Here is a 15,549-nt window from a genome sequence, read left to right on the forward strand (position 1 = left end):
AATGGAGGGTTACAATGAGCCCAACAAAAGAAGATTATTTAAAGGTGCTGTTTGAACTTGGAGCGTGGAAAATCCAGGTGCCGAATAAAGAAATTGCCGAGCGGCTGAATATCTCTCCGCCGACAGTGACTGAAATGATGAACAGTCTTGTTAAAACAGGCTGGGTCGAATATACACCTTATAAAGGAAGTATGCTGTCAGAAGCAGGTGCTGAATACGCGAAAAAGCTGATTCGAAAACATCGTTTGTGGGAAGTGTTTCTCGTTAAGAATCTCGATTTCAATATCGATGAAGTACATAACGAAGCCGAACTGCTGGAGCACTCGACGAGTGATATTTTAGCAGATCAGCTGGAGAAATATTTAGGCTATCCGGAACACTGCCCACACGGCGGTGCCATCCCGCTTGAACTGATGGATACACAGGAAAAAGTATCGATACGTTTATCGGATATTAAAAACGACGATATTATCAGCGTCGCAAGAATATTAAATGAAGAAAAACTCGTGCAGCACTTTAAACGTGCGAATCTGAATATCAATGACGATATTCAAATTACCGGACGCGATAAAACTATCGATTTACTATACATTACAAACCATACCACCGGTGAAGAAATTGAATTAAGCCGGACGATTGCGCAATATTTGTTTGTAGTTGATAAAAGTGAATGATTGGGTGTTTGTGGTTAAGATGGAAGTTGGAAGTTCTATGAGCGCTCTTCATAGAGTGCCAAAACTGTCGGGAGTTCTATGAGCGCTCCTCATAGAGCACCGAAACTGTCAGGAGTTCTATGAGCGCTCTTCATAGAGTGCCGAAACTGTCAGGAGTTCTATGAGCGCTCCTCATAGAGATCCAAAACCGTCAGAAGTTCTATGAGCGCTCTTCATAGAGATCCAAAACTGTCAGAAGTTCTATGAGCGCTCTTCATAGAGATCCAAAACTGTCAGAAGTGCTATGAGCGCTCTTCATAGAGTGCCGAAACCGTCAGAAGTTCTATGAGCGCTCCATCAGATTATAACGACAAGCTAAACAACCATCCTCACCAGCAGTACAAACAAAAAACCGATTCCCTCATCCGGGAATCGGTTTTTCAATTTATCATATTATATTATTTTACGTCTTCACCTAAGTACGCTTTAAGCATCCAGTTATTTTTCTCAATATCCTGTGCCATCGCGATGAACATATCTGCTGTACGGTCGTCGCCAGCGTCTTCTGCTGTTTTAACGCCCTGGTTAAGTTCTGCTGAAAGTACTTCAAAGTCTTCTGTTAACTGTTTAACCATTTGTTTTGCATCGATGCCGTATTCGCCTTCTTCGATACTTGATTCTTCAAGTACTTCGGTAAGCTTCGCAACCGGTTCGCCGCCGATTGTTAAAATTCTTTCTGCAATGTCATCTACGTAGATGCCTGTTGCATCGTATAATTCTTCAAATTTAGCGTGTAATGAAAAGAAGTTAGGTCCTTTAACATACCAGTGATAGTTATGAAGTTTAGTCCATAATACTGTATTGTTCGCAAGCTGCTTGTTAAGTGCCTCGATTACTTGTGTTTTTTCTTTTACTTGTGCCATTTAAAAAATCACCTTTCTTTTATAGGAATTGGATTTTCGCTTAAGACCTTATTTAGAATCATTCTTATCTGTATATTTATTATACCATGCCTGAATGAGATATCAACACTTATTTATAATGATTATAAATAAGACTCTGTTAATTCCGGCTACGTATAGCTATACCCCGGCCTTTGTTTTATAAACATAAAAAAAGACTGGATTATAATAATCCAGTCTGCTTCAGCCCTTCGTAGAGGCCGTCTTCATCAACGTGTCCAGTGATATATTTACTTACTGCTTTCGCTTCGGGAACACCATTTCCCATTGCGACACTATTCTCAGTTAGTTCGAGCATCTCCACATCATTCGGTCCATCGCCGAATGCATACACGTCTTTAATATCAATATTCATTTTATCAAGCAGCGTCTTAATTCCCTCCGCTTTTGATCCGCCTCGAGGAATTACATCTGTACAAAATTCATGCCATCTTAAGAAGTACACGTCTTCATACTCTGAAATATAATCTGCTTCTTCCGCTTCAGAACAAAACAGCAGCGACTGGTAAATATCATTATTTTCAAAATATGCTTTGTCTTCCGAAACATCGAAGTCCAGTTTCAAAGAACCGATACCTGCTTTAACATGTTCGTGTTCTTTCGTGCTGACCCGCAGATCCTTCTCATCACAAAACGCAATCGGATGATTGTTGCTGTGTGCCTGTGCACTTAACTTTTCCAGTGTACCGTTTGCAATTGGATTATCATAAATAACTTCACCTTCGAAGACAATGTGCTGTCCGTTGTAACTGATATACGTTTCAATGCCTAGTTCCGCGCGCAGCGTGTCGTACATAAACGGTCCGCGTCCCGTAGCGATTGCCACAATATGACCATCTTCTTTTAATTGACGGACTGCGTTCTTCGCACTTTCCGGCACCTGTTTGTCAGAGTTGTACAGTGTTCCATCGATATCAAAAAATATTAACTTCCTATTCGACATAATGCACCTCTTCTATATTTTTTACAGTATATAAATATTCGTTAAAATTATTAAGCCGACAATCAACCCGCCCCAGATCACTGTCATCACGAGATTCGATTTATCGTGAAATGCTGTGTACAGTCTGAAGTCGGTTACGATATTCAGCACAAGCTGCAGGATAATTACACCGATTAACAGCCAGATTCCAAAAGTAATCCCGCCCGTGAAAAATATTACCGCTCCAATTACAAATACCACTGTCATGACGATAAAAAACACGCGCTCAATATTAACAAGCTTCAGCCTCATAATTTTAGCGATTGCCTTTTCATCACTGAAGTATCTGCGTTCGTCAAATGAGAAATGCAGTCTGTCATCATTGAAAAATGTCGTCATGGCAAATTTAATTAACAATCCTGCCACCAGGATAAATAATAATATGTACATATAGGATGTCCTTCCCGCTAGTTATTGATGCCCTGTTTAGCCAGCTCATCCGCCATCTCGTTATATTTAACGCCGGTATGTGCCGCTACTTTATAAAAATGGATATTAATATTCTTTTTATAGTCGTTCATTTGTGCTGCGTACTGCTGTGTAACAGCGTTCTTCGCCTGCCATTCTCCAGTGTACCATTTTTCAAGCCCGGCATAGTCGTAGTGAACATGAATGTCTTTATATCCTTCTTCCATCGCCCATTTCACTGCGTAAAGAATACCGCCGATTTCAGCTGCTACGTTCCACAGATTATTATTGGGATCTACCGGTGTACTTTTTGCTGCTGTGTGAATAACTTTATCATCTATAATAAACACCGCGCCGAAGCCTGCTTTATTTGAACGTTTGTCATAGCTTCCGTCGACGTAGCTGACAAGTTCGCCTGCAGGAATCTTTTTATTTTCATCTTTAAGATTGTTCATAAAGTTATCCGCTTCAGCTTTCGTTTTAAACGATTTAAACTCGGCGCCGCTGAATCCTTTAACTGCTTTTTCACATGCTGCCCACGTATTATATATGCCGGGACGATGGCCTTTTCTTACCGCATAAAATTTCGCCATATGTATCCTCCTGTAAAATTCATCAATTAAAAACCAGTCCTGATTATACCATGAGCTTAAGTCATTTTTACAGCAGGAACATTTTCAATAAACTGACATTTTATGTGAAAACACTTTCCTGAGCGCACCTTCTGGACTTTGAATTTAATGTGTATTAATATCGCCTGTGTGCTTTAAAAGAAAACTTCAAAAAAGGAGTCGCGTATGTTTAAAAATCCTTCAAGAAAAACAATTATTACAGTGTTTATGATCGGTGCTTTCGCAGTCGGAATGACGGAATATGTCGTTACCGGTTTACTCACTCAATTTGCAGCTGATTTAGATGTTGCTGTCTCGACGACAGGGCTGCTGCTGAGCGTGTACGCGCTGAGTGTCGCACTGTTCGGACCGGTCATCCGGCTGTTAACATTAAAATTCTCACCAAAACTATTGTTACTTATTTTAGTGTCTATATTTATTATCAGCAATATTATTGCAGCAACCGCACCAAACTTCGAAGTGCTGCTTCTATCGCGTCTGTTATCCGCATCAATGCATGCACCATTCTTCGGTGTCATGATGAGTCTTGCGATGGCGATTTCACCGCCGCATAAAAAGACCAGTGCAATCGCACTCGTTAACGGCGGCCTCGTTATTGCTGTTATGCTCGGTGTACCGTTCGGTTCTTACATCGGTTCTGTACTCGACTGGCGTGTTGTATTCTGGATGATTGTCACACTCGGAGTGATAACACTTATGGGTATGATTCTGGTGACACCAAACTACAGAACAGCAGAAGTTCCTAAAATCTCCGCTGAACTGTCAGCACTGAAAGACAAGAACGTCATTATGCTGATCGTGACAATTGTCTTTGGTTTCTCCGGCGTCTTCACTGCTTATACGTTCCTCGAGCCGATGCTCCGGGAAATTGCCAATATGGGAGACCTCGGTGTCACTTTCAGCATGCTGATGTTCGGAACGTTTGCTGTCATCGGAAACTTCTCTTCAGGCAGCATACAGCCCGGTAAACTGACGGGTGCTGTAACGCTCGTTATTATGTTTCTCGCTATCGTGCTGTTCGGACTCACGTTTATGCTGCAGGTACCGTACCTTGCTTATATCGCTGCAGGACTGTTCGGTCTTGGGACATTCGGTATTTCACCGATGCTTAACGCCAAAATCATCTTTGCTGCAGTAACAGCACCGGCACTTGCCGGTACACTTGCCGCTTCAGTATTCAATCTGGCGAATGCGATTGGCGCATCGCTCGGTTCGGCTCTTTTGTCCCACAACTTCAGTTATACGGAAATCACATTTGTTGCAGGCGGTATGCTGATCTTTGGTGCACTTTGTATGGTTGCTACACACTTTATAGAAGATAAAAACCGCTTCACTTCAGAGTCATAAAACAAAAGCTCCGGAAATCTCATTACAGATTTTCCGGAGCTTTTTATTATTGCTGTTTTAACAGATGGTCTGCAAGCAGACGGTAGCTGTTCAGTTTATCTTCTATACTGTGCGTAATCGTTACAACCATAAATTCATCCACCTGGTAAGCTTCACTCATGTCAGTCAGTTCTTTCCCGACTGACTCAGGTGTCCCGATAATCAGATTGGACAGTATCTGTTCTGTCTCTTTACGCTCGTCATCAGTCAACTTTACAGATGAAACTGCGTCAATATCCGCGACACCGTCAAAACCGCGGCCGGTTGATTTCAATGCCTGATTGACTGCATAACTGTATGCAAGGTCATGTGCATATTTTTCATCTGCATGACAAAACACGTTCACAGTAATAATCACTTCACCAGGTGAACCATTCTCACGATAAGTATCCAGCACATCCGCCGGACTGCTGCTGCTCATAAATTTACCAAAGCAGTAATTCATACTGTTATCCCGTGCAAAGACTGCACTCTTTTCACTCGTACCGAGCATCCACAGCTCAGGTTTATTATCCGGCAGCGGCATGGCTTTCGGACTTTTATCGGCATCATTAATATAGCCCTGCAGCTCTGACACCAGTTCCGGCATTTTAAATGCGTGCTGGAGGTAGTTGTCGCTGAGTGCTTCGGACGCTTTGTTATCCCCGCCCGGTGCACGGCCGATTCCTATATCGATACGGTTTCCGTAGAGAGATGCGAGCGTATTGAACACCTCGGCCACTTTATACGGCTTGTAGTACGGCAGCAATGTTGCTCCGCTTCCAAGTCGAATATTTTCAGTCACCATACCGATTCCGCCAAGTGTAACCTCGGGTGCACTGGATGATAAACCATTCATGCCATGATGTTCTGCCAGCCAGAATCTTGTATATCCCAATTCATCACCAAGCACGGCCAGTCTCACACTGTTATTCAGTGCTTCACCGGCAGACATGTTTACAGAAACAGGCGCCTGATCAAGAATACTTAGTTTCATCTGTTATTTTTCTTCTTTCAGAGTAATGTGATATTCCCCAACATTATCTTCTTCATAAAGATTATCCAGTGAAGTTGAGTAATTGATAATTTTTGCATTGAACTCCTCGTTGTTGCTTCCCGGAAGTCTTACCAGAAATTCTTCTTTGTACAGGTGTTCTGATAAATTGTGGTAATCTTCGCTCGCCACATCAAATTCAATATACACTGTACCTTCTCCCTCATCTCTTTTCAGTTCTTTCACTTCAAGAGTTAAGTCGTCTAAAACTATAATGTCCATTGCCATTATTTTTCATCCCTTTCAATTCACTAATGAGAATAATAACACTCGTAATATTCTATAGCTAATAAAATGTTTACCCTTTTTTAACTTTCATAACCTTAGGGGGAGAAAGCCTTCGGCTTTTCTTATATAAATAAATGCGTGCCTATTTTCACATATGATTAGACATGAGCTGTTTTATTACGTACATTAAAGAAATACAAATTTGATTGGAGACATAAAAAATGTTCAGTGATATTAAACAGCTAATGAAAAATCCGTTCCTGATAATTTCCCTGCTGGCAATTTCTACAATTCCGGCATTGTACACTGCCATCTTCCTCGGCTCGATGTGGGACCCATACAATCAGCTCGATGAAATACAGATCAGCGTCGTTAACGAAGATGCAGGTTCCGAGCTTAACGGTGAGCCGCTTAATATCGGTGAGCGCATAGAAAATGAACTTGCTGAAAACGAAGAATTTGACTGGCAGTTCACGGATGCAGAATCTGCAAAAGACAGCCTGGAGAACGGCTCGTCATACGCAATTATACATATCCCGGATAATGTATCAGAACAGGCAACAACACTGCTCAATGAAAATCCCGAGTTAATTACAATCGATGTAACGACCAATCCCGGTTTTAACTTCGTCGGCAGTATGATGGGCACACAGGGCGGGTCCGGTGTTGCAGATGCGATATCGACAACTGTCGGTGAAACATACACTGCAACGTTAATGGATGCTTTAGCAGAAGTGGCAACATCAACAGGCGATATTGTGACAGCACTTGCGGATATGCAGGAAGGTGCAGGGCAGCTCCGTGAAAGCAATGAAGAGCTGCAGACCGGACTTGATCAGGCAGCACCGGCACTTGGACCGGCAGGCGCTCAATTGACACAGGGCAACACTGAAATTACAACAGGTATTGAATCACTCGAAGAAAACCTCGGCGCACTTGAACAGGAAATCGCCGACGGCTCTGCTCCAATGGACGATTATTCATTTACCGGGCATAACGCTGAATCGATTATCAGCCCGGTTAAAGTGAATGAAAGTGAAATTACCGATATGAACAACTACGGGCAGAGCTTTGCTCCGTTTATCATCGCGGTCAGCCTGTTCGTCGGAGCGGTTGCATTCAGTGTAATATTCCCGATTAACCGGAGCTCCGAAAACTATAAAAACGCACTTGCGATGTCAGTCAGTAAACTGATTATAATATCAGTTCAGGCCGTCATATCAACAGCCGTTGTCGCATCGGTTATACAATTTATGTTCGACTTCCCGATCGATGAACCCGTTAAATTCTACGGCATCATGATACTGTGGGCATTCTCAGCACTGCTGTTTGTCACGCTGCTCGTATCACTGATGGGCAACATCGGTAAATTCATTACAATCATCCTGCTGATTATTCAGCTGTCGGCAAGTGCGGGTACATTCCCGATAGAAACAGCCGGCGGACTGTATCAGGCAATCCACCCGATTCTCCCGATGAGTTATGTCATCGCAGCAATGCGGGAAGCGATATTCAGCTTCGAAGGCAGTTTATCGTACAGCGATGCAATGATTTATACGATTTCGATTACAGTAGGAAGTCTGATTATACTTCAACTGATAAACTTCCTGAAATTCAAGTTCAGTTCGTTTGAAGGACTGATCAGAAAACTGAGCAGAATTCAGTATTAAGAATGGGCTGTCGGCTGGATTCACAACAGGGATACGCCGTTGGGATTCCAACTCAATCCAACTCACTAACCATCGTAAAAAAAACACTGTACCCCGCCGGTACAGTGCTTTTTTTTCCTTTCACAGTAAATCCTCTTCACCTGGATCTGTCAGATCTTCAACAGGGTAATTAAATTCTCTCAGCCTGCTGACAAACTGATCGTGGTTCAGATAAATATGATTCAGCTCTTTCAATATTTCTTCGCCGTTATAAAATCGCATAACGGTCTGTATATCTCGTTCAATTGTAATATTAGTAATATCTTTTTTCTGCAGTACCTTTTCCCCGCGCCGGAATTTAATAATTATACCGGACGGTGCAATATGCAGTTCATAATATTTATCACCTTTATCCTCTCTAAATAAAAAGCCGAGTATAATCCCGATCAGAATAAGCCCCGCCACGATATATGCCCGGTTAAATGCACTTTCCTCAATATTATTAAAGGTCATATAGGACATATCAAAAATGATAAATAATAAGTATGCGCCCAGCACAACGAGTCCGAACAGCTTAAAGTTGAAGCCTTTCGGATCATAGTTTTTCGGTACGTCTTTTCTTTCCAAATATATTACGCGGTCGTCTGTCATCGGAACACCTCCTCTTTATTTCCAATCTTCTCAGGATAAGGTCCAAATAGTTTGTTTTCCAGCTACATCCATCCTTTATATTTAAAGAATCCGAGCATTCCCACACTAATTAAAATCATTATACCCAGTGTTACAAAGTATCCCGGTCCCCATCCAAGTTCCGGCATATTCTTAAAGTTCATGCCGTATATACCGGTAATGAGTGTCAGCGGCAGGAAAACCGCCGAGATGATTGTCAGCACGTTAATAATTTTATTCATGCGGTACGTATTGTATGAAATATAGTTGTCTTTCATTTCATCAATCATTTCTTCCGAGAATTGAATAATCAGTTTCTGCCTGTCGATTTTAGAATCAATTTTTCCGAGTATCCACTCACTCTGTCCGCTGTTGAATACGTCGTCCTGTTCTTTAAATTTCTCCACCAGTTCTTCCATCGGAATAATGACACGTTTCACCCGGAAGATTTCTTTTCTGACATCGAACATCTTCGCGGTGATATCATCACCTTTTTTCTCATTCCCATGTTTTTCTTCAAAAAGAATGACCTCGTCTTCTATATCATGCACGATATCAAAATACTGTTCGACTGTTTCATGAAGTATATGGAGTGCGATATCAATTTCCAGATCTTCATGTTTATGCTTTATAATATTTGTGATATCAATAAAATCTTCAAGTACACCGTCATGATAAGTAATAACGATATCTTTCATAACAAATATATTAATGGCATGTGCTTCTAATGTATCCTGGTCAATCACATGACATATTAACAGCTGATAGTCGTTAAAATTATAGTACTGGGGACGGTATCTTTTCGTCTTCTCGTCTTCCAGTTTATCATCATCAACTTTAAAGTCCGACAACAGTTCCTCCTTATCGTCAAAGCTGTTGTAGTCATACCACGTAAAGCTAACATCGTGCGGCACCGTGTCCCGTCCATCTGCAGTTTCTATCTGATTTTCTTTTGTTATGTACTGTACTTTAAGACTCATCCGAACACCCCCCTGATTTCTAATACCCGTTTGGCAGTGAATAAAGCAAAAGAGCAGTGAAATCATCTGATTTCACTGCTCTTTATCATATTATATTATTTAGTTTCGTTCTCGTAAATTGTACCTCTCTTGAATCTGGAGCCTTTGAACATCGTTTTACTGATGATCGGGTAGGCAATACCGGCAACAATAAATCCGATTATCCATGCAAGATCAACGAACATGAATGCTGCTGCCGCACCAATTCCAAGTGCCAGTATCGCTGCGTAGTTGACGCCTTCAAAGTTACCGCCTTTTTTGTACAATTCTTTAATATCGATATGCTGTTTTCTCATCAGGTAGTATTCCACTATAAGAATCGCAATGAGTGGTCCAAGGAATGCTGAGTACACCTGTACGAAAGTATCAAGTCCTTTAGCATTATCATCCTGAACTAATAACCATGGGAATGAGCCCATTGCCAGAAGTCCTGTAATTGTAACTGCAACTTTGTAGTTTAGTTTAGTAAACAGCTGAATAACGTAAGTCGGCGTTACAATGTTTGCTACCATATTTACTGCTATTGCACCAAACACGATAAACACAGAAATAAATAACTGCATGTAGACATTATCGAATAATGCCGGAAGTCCAAGCGCCGGGTTTGTGTAACCTGTTGCACTCGCAAGCATTGCACCGACAACGATTACCGAACCGTAAGCGACGATAATCGGCAGGAAGTAAAGCAGTCCGCGTTTTGCGTCACTGTATCCTGTTTTAAGTTCGCGCGAATAATCCGCTGCGCTCAGGAAAATTGCTGCGTAGTTACCAAGAAATACCATGATGTACGCGAAGAATGGAACGCCCCAGGTACCTTCAGTGTTAACCCATGTATCAGCAATCGCTGTACTGTGGTCTTTAAGTAAAATAACGAATACTGTAATAACGATACCCATCAGGACAACTGATGCCACTGATTCAACCGCTTTAATACTCTTGAATCCTTTCATTGAAAGGAGAATCTGTACTACTAACAGAATGATAAACCCTGCAAATACGTTGTCAATTGCGCCGTCCGAAAGTATTTTGAATACTTCGTTTAACGCGGTACCACCGATCCAGCTCTGAATACCGTACCAGATGACTGCCGGCACTGCACGGAGCAGTGAAGAAAGCAGTGTACCTTTCTCACCGAATGATGCTTTTAAGTGTGCAACGTAAGGAATACCGTATTTGTATCCGGCTCTGTCGTTTAACGCGAAGAGGATAGAAACAATCCCGATTGAAATTAATGCCGCTGCAATTGTCTGCCAAATATTCAGGATGGCCATCCCTGCAACTACAACACTCGCACCGAGTGTCATGTTACCCATGTTTACACCGTCACCCACCCAAAGTGACATATATCCGGCTGCTCCGAGTGTTCTGTCCTCAGGACCGGTTGGTTTAAGAGAATCCGTCTGAGCTGCTGCATCCAGACCTTCTCCAGGTAGATTGTTATGTTCTTCTGACATATTTACACCTCTGTTATATTTTTAGACTTTAATTAATTTTTCTCAGTGTCCTGCACCGTCTTTAATTATATATGCCTGAACATTCGATGTCTTTATCCAATATAGATAACTTTTCCCTGCATTATCTCTTTAATTATCTATATAATTCACAATTATTCTTTTCGCATAATCTCGAGAATCTTCAATCCGACTTGAACTGACAGCATTTCGTTCGCATCTTCGTAGTCCATCTGCGTGATTTCCTTAATCTTGTCGAGGCGGTATGAGACCGTTTTGTAATGAACAAATAATCTGTCCGCCGAGCGCGAAACATTCTGCTGGCACTGGAGATACATTTCCAATGTTTCTATCAGCTGTTCCCTGTTTGATTTATTGTAATCCAATAGTCTCTGCAGACTTTGCGGGATAAACTCCTTCAGCTTATTGTTATCGTGCTTAAACTGATATAAAAGTCTGTAGATGCCGAGTTCTTCAAAGCTCAAAATAGGATTATGCTCATAAGACATTTCATTAACATCGAGCACTTCCTGCGCTTCTTTGTGGCTTCTCGGCAGATCGTGGACTGTATCGGCAATCGAACCGATACCTGTATACACTCTTGCATCGCTGACCGTGCTTTCAAACTTGTTAATCACGTAGCCAAGCGTCCGCTTAATTGAGTTCATTTCTTTCTTCTTGTTGCTCTGTCCCGAATGAACCGGCCAGATAACAATGACCTGGTTGAATCTTTCGCGGACAATTGCATTTTTTAAGTAATACTCAATATTATTAATTAAAATATTGTAGTATCTTTCTCTCGAATCACCGGTAACTTTTTTATTTTTAAACTTCAGCGTAAATACGACTACTGCCGAGCGGCTGTTCAGATCAAACTTAATATTGTCTGCACGTTCTGCGATGTCGTCTTCGTGTTTAATATCCCCTGACAGAAGGTCATCGATAATCTCATTCTTATATTTCTTCTCTACTTCTGAAATCGCAATTTTCTTGGCAAGGTTTAATGACAGTGCCGTGGCTGCATTTTCAATCGCAATAAAATCAAAATCGCTGAAACCGGAATGGATTGCACTGATAACGAGCATGACCTTCGTCTGATTGACCGTCGTAATCGGAATCATAATCTGCTCGCATTCACGGTCCTGCAGTTTCGGATATATTACAAAACGGCGGTATATCGGGAATATCGTATTTTTGATATTCTTCTCCACCTGAAACTTATCCGATTCATAGAACAGTTCCACTTCGCTGTCTGTCGTTGCGATTACTTTAAACAATTCGTTATAAATCGTAACAGGGTTTCCTATTAGTGATTCAAGCGTTTCAATAATCACCTCATCGCTGACGTTTTGAATCGACAGTGCCGTGAATCTGTGATGAATCTCTCTGAAGTACTCGAGTTTCTCAACATCCTGGTTAAAAATCTTGCGTGTTACTTTATAAATAATATCGATAAACGGCACAGCTGTCGGCAGTGAAATAATTGGAACGTTGCGTTCCCTGCATACATCCATAACGGGTTCGGGAATGCTTGTGAACTCCGTCCGCAATTTTACAATCAGAGCGCTGATTTTTTTATCAGCGAGCTCGTGCATCCAGGCCCTCATCTCTTCATCGTTCAAATCTTTGATCGGAAAGAAACTGGTAAGTATCGTTTCTCCACCGTTCAGCCATAACGAGATGTCCGGTGAATCGATGACTGTAATACCTTTTATATTTTTGGCGAGACTCTGTTTCGTCCCGATATACTCTGCATTCCGGAATTCATCCAGGGTCAGTAATTCTTTAACTGTATAGTGCATTGGCAATCCTCTTTTTTCAAATGATTTTATCCTAAGTCGATAAAAACATTAATATCTTATACCATACACTATAACAGGTGTTTCTCACTATATACCCCATAATTTGCTCATGATAAACCAACTTATTCTTATCGATGTTGGATAGGACTTTTTACACCAATAGATATCATTTTATGATATTTAATCCGGTTAAAGATGCTATGATTAAAGCATTACTAAATAGGAGGGTGTTTTATGAGCAGAAAAGCATTCAACACAAAAACAGTAAGCAGTTCGGGACCATACTCGCACGTTACAGATGCAGGAGATTTCCTTTACTTCTCGGGACAGACGGCGAAAAACAGACTGGATGTTACTGAAGATTTAACCGGAGATATTGCAAAGCAGACTGAAGTTGCGTTCAATAACCTGTTTGATGTTATGGCAGATATGGGTGTTACAGAAGAGCAGGTTGTTAAAGTGAACGTATACTTAACAACTATGAAGAACTTTGACGCGATGAATGAAGTATATAAAGAAAAATTCAGCGCACCATACCCGTCACGCACATGTGTTGCAGTATTGGAACTGCCACTTGGTGCAGAAGTTGAAATTGAAATGATTGTTAAGAAATAATGATTGAATTGGAGCAGAATCCGGAAGACGGATTCTGCTCTATTTTATTTGTTCAAATTGGAAAATATAACTTAAATATCCTTTGTGATAAAATGCAGTTGAGGAGGCGTTACTATGAAAGTCCTTATTTTTGACGGTGCCTGCAGTTTCTGCAATCTATTTGTGCGTTTCACAGTACGCATCAATCAAAACCCTGAACTTCGTATTACCGATTTTAACACTGGGTGGACGAAGGTAAATTATACGCCCGACAGCGATACAGACAGCGTTATTTATATCGCCAACGGCAGAACTTATATATATTCGGATGCCGTACTGCACATGCTTGCGGACGCGAACAGGTTATTTAAGCCCGTTGTTCTTCTTAAACTCATTCCTAAATTTATAAGAGATACGGTTTATAAAACCGTTGCGAAATACCGTAAGAATATTCCTGCTGTAAATGTATGTGAACGGCCGTCACAGAAATTTATCGATATGTATTTAAGTTAATAGATAAAAGCTCCGGTAATGGCTGCATTACCGGAGCTTTTTCTATATTGCATAATCTGTTTAAAAAATATTCAACGCTGTATAAATAACGAGAGGCAGCGTTATTGCGCTTAACAGTGTACTCATCATCACAATCTCCGCTGCATATTCCGGATCATCACTGTACTGCTGTGCAATGACCGAACTGTTCACTGATGCAGGCATTGCAGTCGTGATCAGTATCGCCTGTGCAACAACACCTTCCACGTTAAACAATAACAGCATCGGCAGTGCCATTGCCGGTATAATTAACAGTTTTACTGCTGTTGCGATAAATGCAGTAAATCTGAGATGACGGAATTTTATCCCGGCAATCTGGGTTCCCAGGATAAACAGCACCATACCGATCATCGCATCTCTTATGTAATCAAGTGAAGATATTACCGGTACCGGCAGAGTAAGCTGGAAATAATTAAATATCAATCCTAAAAACAAACCGTAAAATATCGGCATTTTAAAATACCCGAGGAGTGCTTTAAATTTCCCTACATTTTCTGCACTCAGCACGAAAATGCCGTATGAGTATGCAATTATATTTTGGAATACCACCATCATGACCTGAACGCTCATCGCAAACGGATCACTTTTAAATACCAGGTCGTTTACCGGTACACCGTAGTTTCCGGCATTATAAAACAAACTCGAGTTCGTAAATAATACAGTCTGCTGACCTTTAACTCCGGATATTGCTGCAATAATTCTCGATACAGCATAGGATATCAGTGCAAAGATAAATAGAAATAACATTATGTATAAGAGCAGACTGAAGTCTATATCCGAGCTGTACAGGTTCATAAAAATGAAGCCTGGAATAATATAGCTAACCATCAGCTTGCCGAGTGTCGGACGGTCGAGGTTTAATTTCAGCTGTGCAATGTAACCGATAAAAACAATGATTGCTATCGGCAGCATAACATTTGTTAAAATAAACAGAAACTCAGTCATGAATTTATTCTCTCCTTACTTCTTTGCAATTGATTGTTTAAATAACTTTAGGAATGAATTCTTATCTTCCCCGGACAAAGCTTTCGGTCCCTTTGTCCGTCCGCCGCCTCTTCTGATAACGCTGCTCATGTGACGTGTTTCAAGCAGATGATCCATATTCATTTTATTATACTCAAAACCTGTATGATGCAGTACTTTACAGCCTTTCGGCAGCAGCAGTGATGCCAAACCGTAATCCTGTGTGACAATCACATCTCCCGCTTCAGCCAGCTGGACAATTTTATAATCCGCAGCGTCGGGACCTGCATCTACATATACTGCCCTTACATGTGAATCGAGTTCCTTTGAACTGAAATGCGAAAGACTCGATACGAGTATGACTTCTATATTCTTATCTTTAGTTTCTTTCGCAACAATGTCCTTTACCGGACAAGCATCCGCGTCGATAATCACTTTCATAAAATACCACCGCCTTTTTAGTAGAATCTTAATTATATCAAACATAATTTACTATTCCCCGCCAAATTCTTCCCACTTCAATTTGATCCTCTGTGTTTTTATGATTTTTGATAAAAAAGGAGTTA

The 15,549-nt window shown here is 41.1% G+C and carries 17 protein-coding genes; 5 read left to right on the plus strand and 12 right to left on the minus strand.

The window, feature by feature from the left end; translation table 11 throughout:
* Positions 1–14 precede the first annotated feature (14 nt).
* Entirely contained in the window at positions 15–674 is a 660-nt protein-coding gene (locus tag HNR41_RS06510; RefSeq protein ID WP_184282950.1) for a metal-dependent transcriptional regulator, read from the plus strand.
* Between the two features lie 437 nt (positions 675–1,111).
* On the opposite strand, the gene HNR41_RS06515 is transcribed toward HNR41_RS06510, so the two are convergent.
* From HNR41_RS06515 to HNR41_RS06530, 4 genes are all read right to left on the minus strand, one after another.
* Entirely contained in the window at positions 1,112–1,576 is a 465-nt protein-coding gene (locus HNR41_RS06515; protein ID WP_184282952.1) for a Dps family protein, read from the minus strand.
* Positions 1,577–1,778: 202 nt separating this feature from the next.
* A complete protein-coding gene (locus tag HNR41_RS06520) occupies positions 1,779–2,558 on the minus strand; it encodes a Cof-type HAD-IIB family hydrolase (protein ID WP_184282954.1) in 780 nt (259 codons plus the stop codon).
* Positions 2,559–2,579: 21 nt separating this feature from the next.
* Complete coding sequence (locus tag HNR41_RS06525) at positions 2,580–2,987, minus strand: hypothetical protein (RefSeq protein ID WP_184282956.1); 408 nt, start codon at positions 2,985–2,987, stop codon at positions 2,580–2,582.
* A gap of 17 nt (positions 2,988–3,004) precedes the next feature.
* Entirely contained in the window at positions 3,005–3,598 is a 594-nt protein-coding gene (locus HNR41_RS06530) for a ribonuclease H1 domain-containing protein (protein WP_184282958.1), read from the minus strand.
* A 204-nt stretch (positions 3,599–3,802) separates the two neighbouring features.
* Between HNR41_RS06530 and HNR41_RS06535 the strand changes: the two genes are divergently transcribed.
* Positions 3,803–4,984 (plus strand): MFS transporter, encoded by a 1,182-nt coding sequence (locus HNR41_RS06535; protein ID WP_184282960.1) that lies wholly within the window; start codon positions 3,803–3,805, stop codon positions 4,982–4,984.
* Positions 4,985–5,030: 46 nt separating this feature from the next.
* Here HNR41_RS06535 and HNR41_RS06540 read toward each other — a convergent pair whose 3' ends face one another.
* Positions 5,031–5,999 carry an MsnO8 family LLM class oxidoreductase gene (locus HNR41_RS06540; RefSeq protein ID WP_184282962.1) on the minus strand — a complete coding sequence of 323 codons (969 nt, stop codon included), beginning with the start codon at positions 5,997–5,999 and terminating at the stop codon, positions 5,031–5,033.
* Positions 6,000–6,002: 3 nt separating this feature from the next.
* A complete protein-coding gene (locus HNR41_RS06545) occupies positions 6,003–6,284 on the minus strand; it encodes a DUF3219 family protein (RefSeq protein WP_184282963.1) in 282 nt (93 codons plus the stop codon).
* A gap of 221 nt (positions 6,285–6,505) precedes the next feature.
* Between HNR41_RS06545 and HNR41_RS06550 the strand changes: the two genes are divergently transcribed.
* A complete protein-coding gene (locus HNR41_RS06550) occupies positions 6,506–7,954 on the plus strand; it encodes a YhgE/Pip domain-containing protein (RefSeq protein WP_184282965.1) in 1,449 nt (482 codons plus the stop codon).
* 120 nt (positions 7,955–8,074) lie between these two features.
* Here HNR41_RS06550 and HNR41_RS06555 read toward each other — a convergent pair whose 3' ends face one another.
* The 4 genes from HNR41_RS06555 to HNR41_RS06570 all read right to left on the minus strand — a co-directional run bounded on the left by HNR41_RS06555 (position 8,075) and on the right by HNR41_RS06570 (position 12,874).
* Entirely contained in the window at positions 8,075–8,584 is a 510-nt protein-coding gene (locus HNR41_RS06555; RefSeq protein WP_184282967.1) for a hypothetical protein, read from the minus strand.
* A gap of 62 nt (positions 8,585–8,646) precedes the next feature.
* Entirely contained in the window at positions 8,647–9,582 is a 936-nt protein-coding gene (locus HNR41_RS06560) for a CorA family divalent cation transporter (RefSeq protein ID WP_184282969.1), read from the minus strand.
* Between the two features lie 95 nt (positions 9,583–9,677).
* Positions 9,678–11,075, minus strand: a complete 1,398-nt coding sequence (locus tag HNR41_RS06565) for an NCS1 family transporter (RefSeq protein ID WP_184282972.1) — start codon at positions 11,073–11,075, stop codon at positions 9,678–9,680.
* 152 nt (positions 11,076–11,227) lie between these two features.
* On the minus strand, positions 11,228–12,874 hold the full coding sequence (locus HNR41_RS06570; RefSeq protein WP_184282974.1) for a PucR family transcriptional regulator: 1,647 nt from the start codon (positions 12,872–12,874) through the stop codon (positions 11,228–11,230).
* 234 nt (positions 12,875–13,108) lie between these two features.
* Here HNR41_RS06570 and HNR41_RS06575 point away from each other — a divergent pair, with 234 nt between their 5' ends.
* Together HNR41_RS06575 and HNR41_RS06580 are read left to right on the plus strand one after the other, a co-directional pair.
* The gene (locus HNR41_RS06575) at positions 13,109–13,489 is read left to right on the plus strand and encodes a RidA family protein (RefSeq protein ID WP_184282976.1); all 381 of its coding nucleotides are present in this window, start codon (positions 13,109–13,111) and stop codon (positions 13,487–13,489) included.
* Positions 13,490–13,603: 114 nt separating this feature from the next.
* On the plus strand, positions 13,604–13,981 hold the full coding sequence (locus tag HNR41_RS06580; RefSeq protein WP_184282978.1) for a thiol-disulfide oxidoreductase DCC family protein: 378 nt from the start codon (positions 13,604–13,606) through the stop codon (positions 13,979–13,981).
* A 60-nt stretch (positions 13,982–14,041) separates the two neighbouring features.
* Here HNR41_RS06580 and HNR41_RS06585 read toward each other — a convergent pair whose 3' ends face one another.
* Positions 14,042–14,965, minus strand: coding sequence for an AEC family transporter (locus HNR41_RS06585; RefSeq protein ID WP_184282980.1), 924 nt, complete (start codon positions 14,963–14,965; stop codon positions 14,042–14,044).
* Between the two features lie 15 nt (positions 14,966–14,980).
* The gene (locus tag HNR41_RS06590; RefSeq protein WP_184282982.1) at positions 14,981–15,424 is read right to left on the minus strand and encodes a YaiI/YqxD family protein; all 444 of its coding nucleotides are present in this window, start codon (positions 15,422–15,424) and stop codon (positions 14,981–14,983) included.
* Between the last annotated feature and the right edge of the window lie 125 nt (positions 15,425–15,549).

Origin of the sequence: Jeotgalicoccus coquinae, assembly GCF_014207425.1 — a bacterium.
In the GTDB taxonomy this organism is placed as follows: domain Bacteria; phylum Bacillota; class Bacilli; order Staphylococcales; family Salinicoccaceae; genus Jeotgalicoccus; species Jeotgalicoccus coquinae.

Coding starts and splice junctions, on each gene's coding strand:
- HNR41_RS06540 (WP_184282962.1), bottom strand. CDS start 5,999: ATGAAACTAAGTATTCTTGATCAGGCGCCTGTTTCTGTAAACATGTCT.
- HNR41_RS06525 (WP_184282956.1), bottom strand. CDS start 2,987: ATGTACATATTATTATTTATCCTGGTGGCAGGATTGTTAATTAAATTT.
- HNR41_RS06590 (WP_184282982.1), bottom strand. CDS start 15,424: ATGAAAGTGATTATCGACGCGGATGCTTGTCCGGTAAAGGACATTGTT.
- HNR41_RS06520 (WP_184282954.1), bottom strand. CDS start 2,558: ATGTCGAATAGGAAGTTAATATTTTTTGATATCGATGGAACACTGTAC.
- HNR41_RS06545 (WP_184282963.1), bottom strand. CDS start 6,284: ATGGCAATGGACATTATAGTTTTAGACGACTTAACTCTTGAAGTGAAA.
- HNR41_RS06510 (WP_184282950.1), top strand. CDS start 15: ATGAGCCCAACAAAAGAAGATTATTTAAAGGTGCTGTTTGAACTTGGA.
- HNR41_RS06575 (WP_184282976.1), top strand. CDS start 13,109: ATGAGCAGAAAAGCATTCAACACAAAAACAGTAAGCAGTTCGGGACCA.
- HNR41_RS06535 (WP_184282960.1), top strand. CDS start 3,803: ATGTTTAAAAATCCTTCAAGAAAAACAATTATTACAGTGTTTATGATC.
- HNR41_RS06555 (WP_184282967.1), bottom strand. CDS start 8,584: ATGACAGACGACCGCGTAATATATTTGGAAAGAAAAGACGTACCGAAA.
- HNR41_RS06570 (WP_184282974.1), bottom strand. CDS start 12,874: ATGCACTATACAGTTAAAGAATTACTGACCCTGGATGAATTCCGGAAT.
- HNR41_RS06585 (WP_184282980.1), bottom strand. CDS start 14,965: ATGACTGAGTTTCTGTTTATTTTAACAAATGTTATGCTGCCGATAGCA.
- HNR41_RS06530 (WP_184282958.1), bottom strand. CDS start 3,598: ATGGCGAAATTTTATGCGGTAAGAAAAGGCCATCGTCCCGGCATATAT.
- HNR41_RS06515 (WP_184282952.1), bottom strand. CDS start 1,576: ATGGCACAAGTAAAAGAAAAAACACAAGTAATCGAGGCACTTAACAAG.
- HNR41_RS06550 (WP_184282965.1), top strand. CDS start 6,506: ATGTTCAGTGATATTAAACAGCTAATGAAAAATCCGTTCCTGATAATT.
- HNR41_RS06560 (WP_184282969.1), bottom strand. CDS start 9,582: ATGAGTCTTAAAGTACAGTACATAACAAAAGAAAATCAGATAGAAACT.
- HNR41_RS06565 (WP_184282972.1), bottom strand. CDS start 11,075: ATGTCAGAAGAACATAACAATCTACCTGGAGAAGGTCTGGATGCAGCA.
- HNR41_RS06580 (WP_184282978.1), top strand. CDS start 13,604: ATGAAAGTCCTTATTTTTGACGGTGCCTGCAGTTTCTGCAATCTATTT.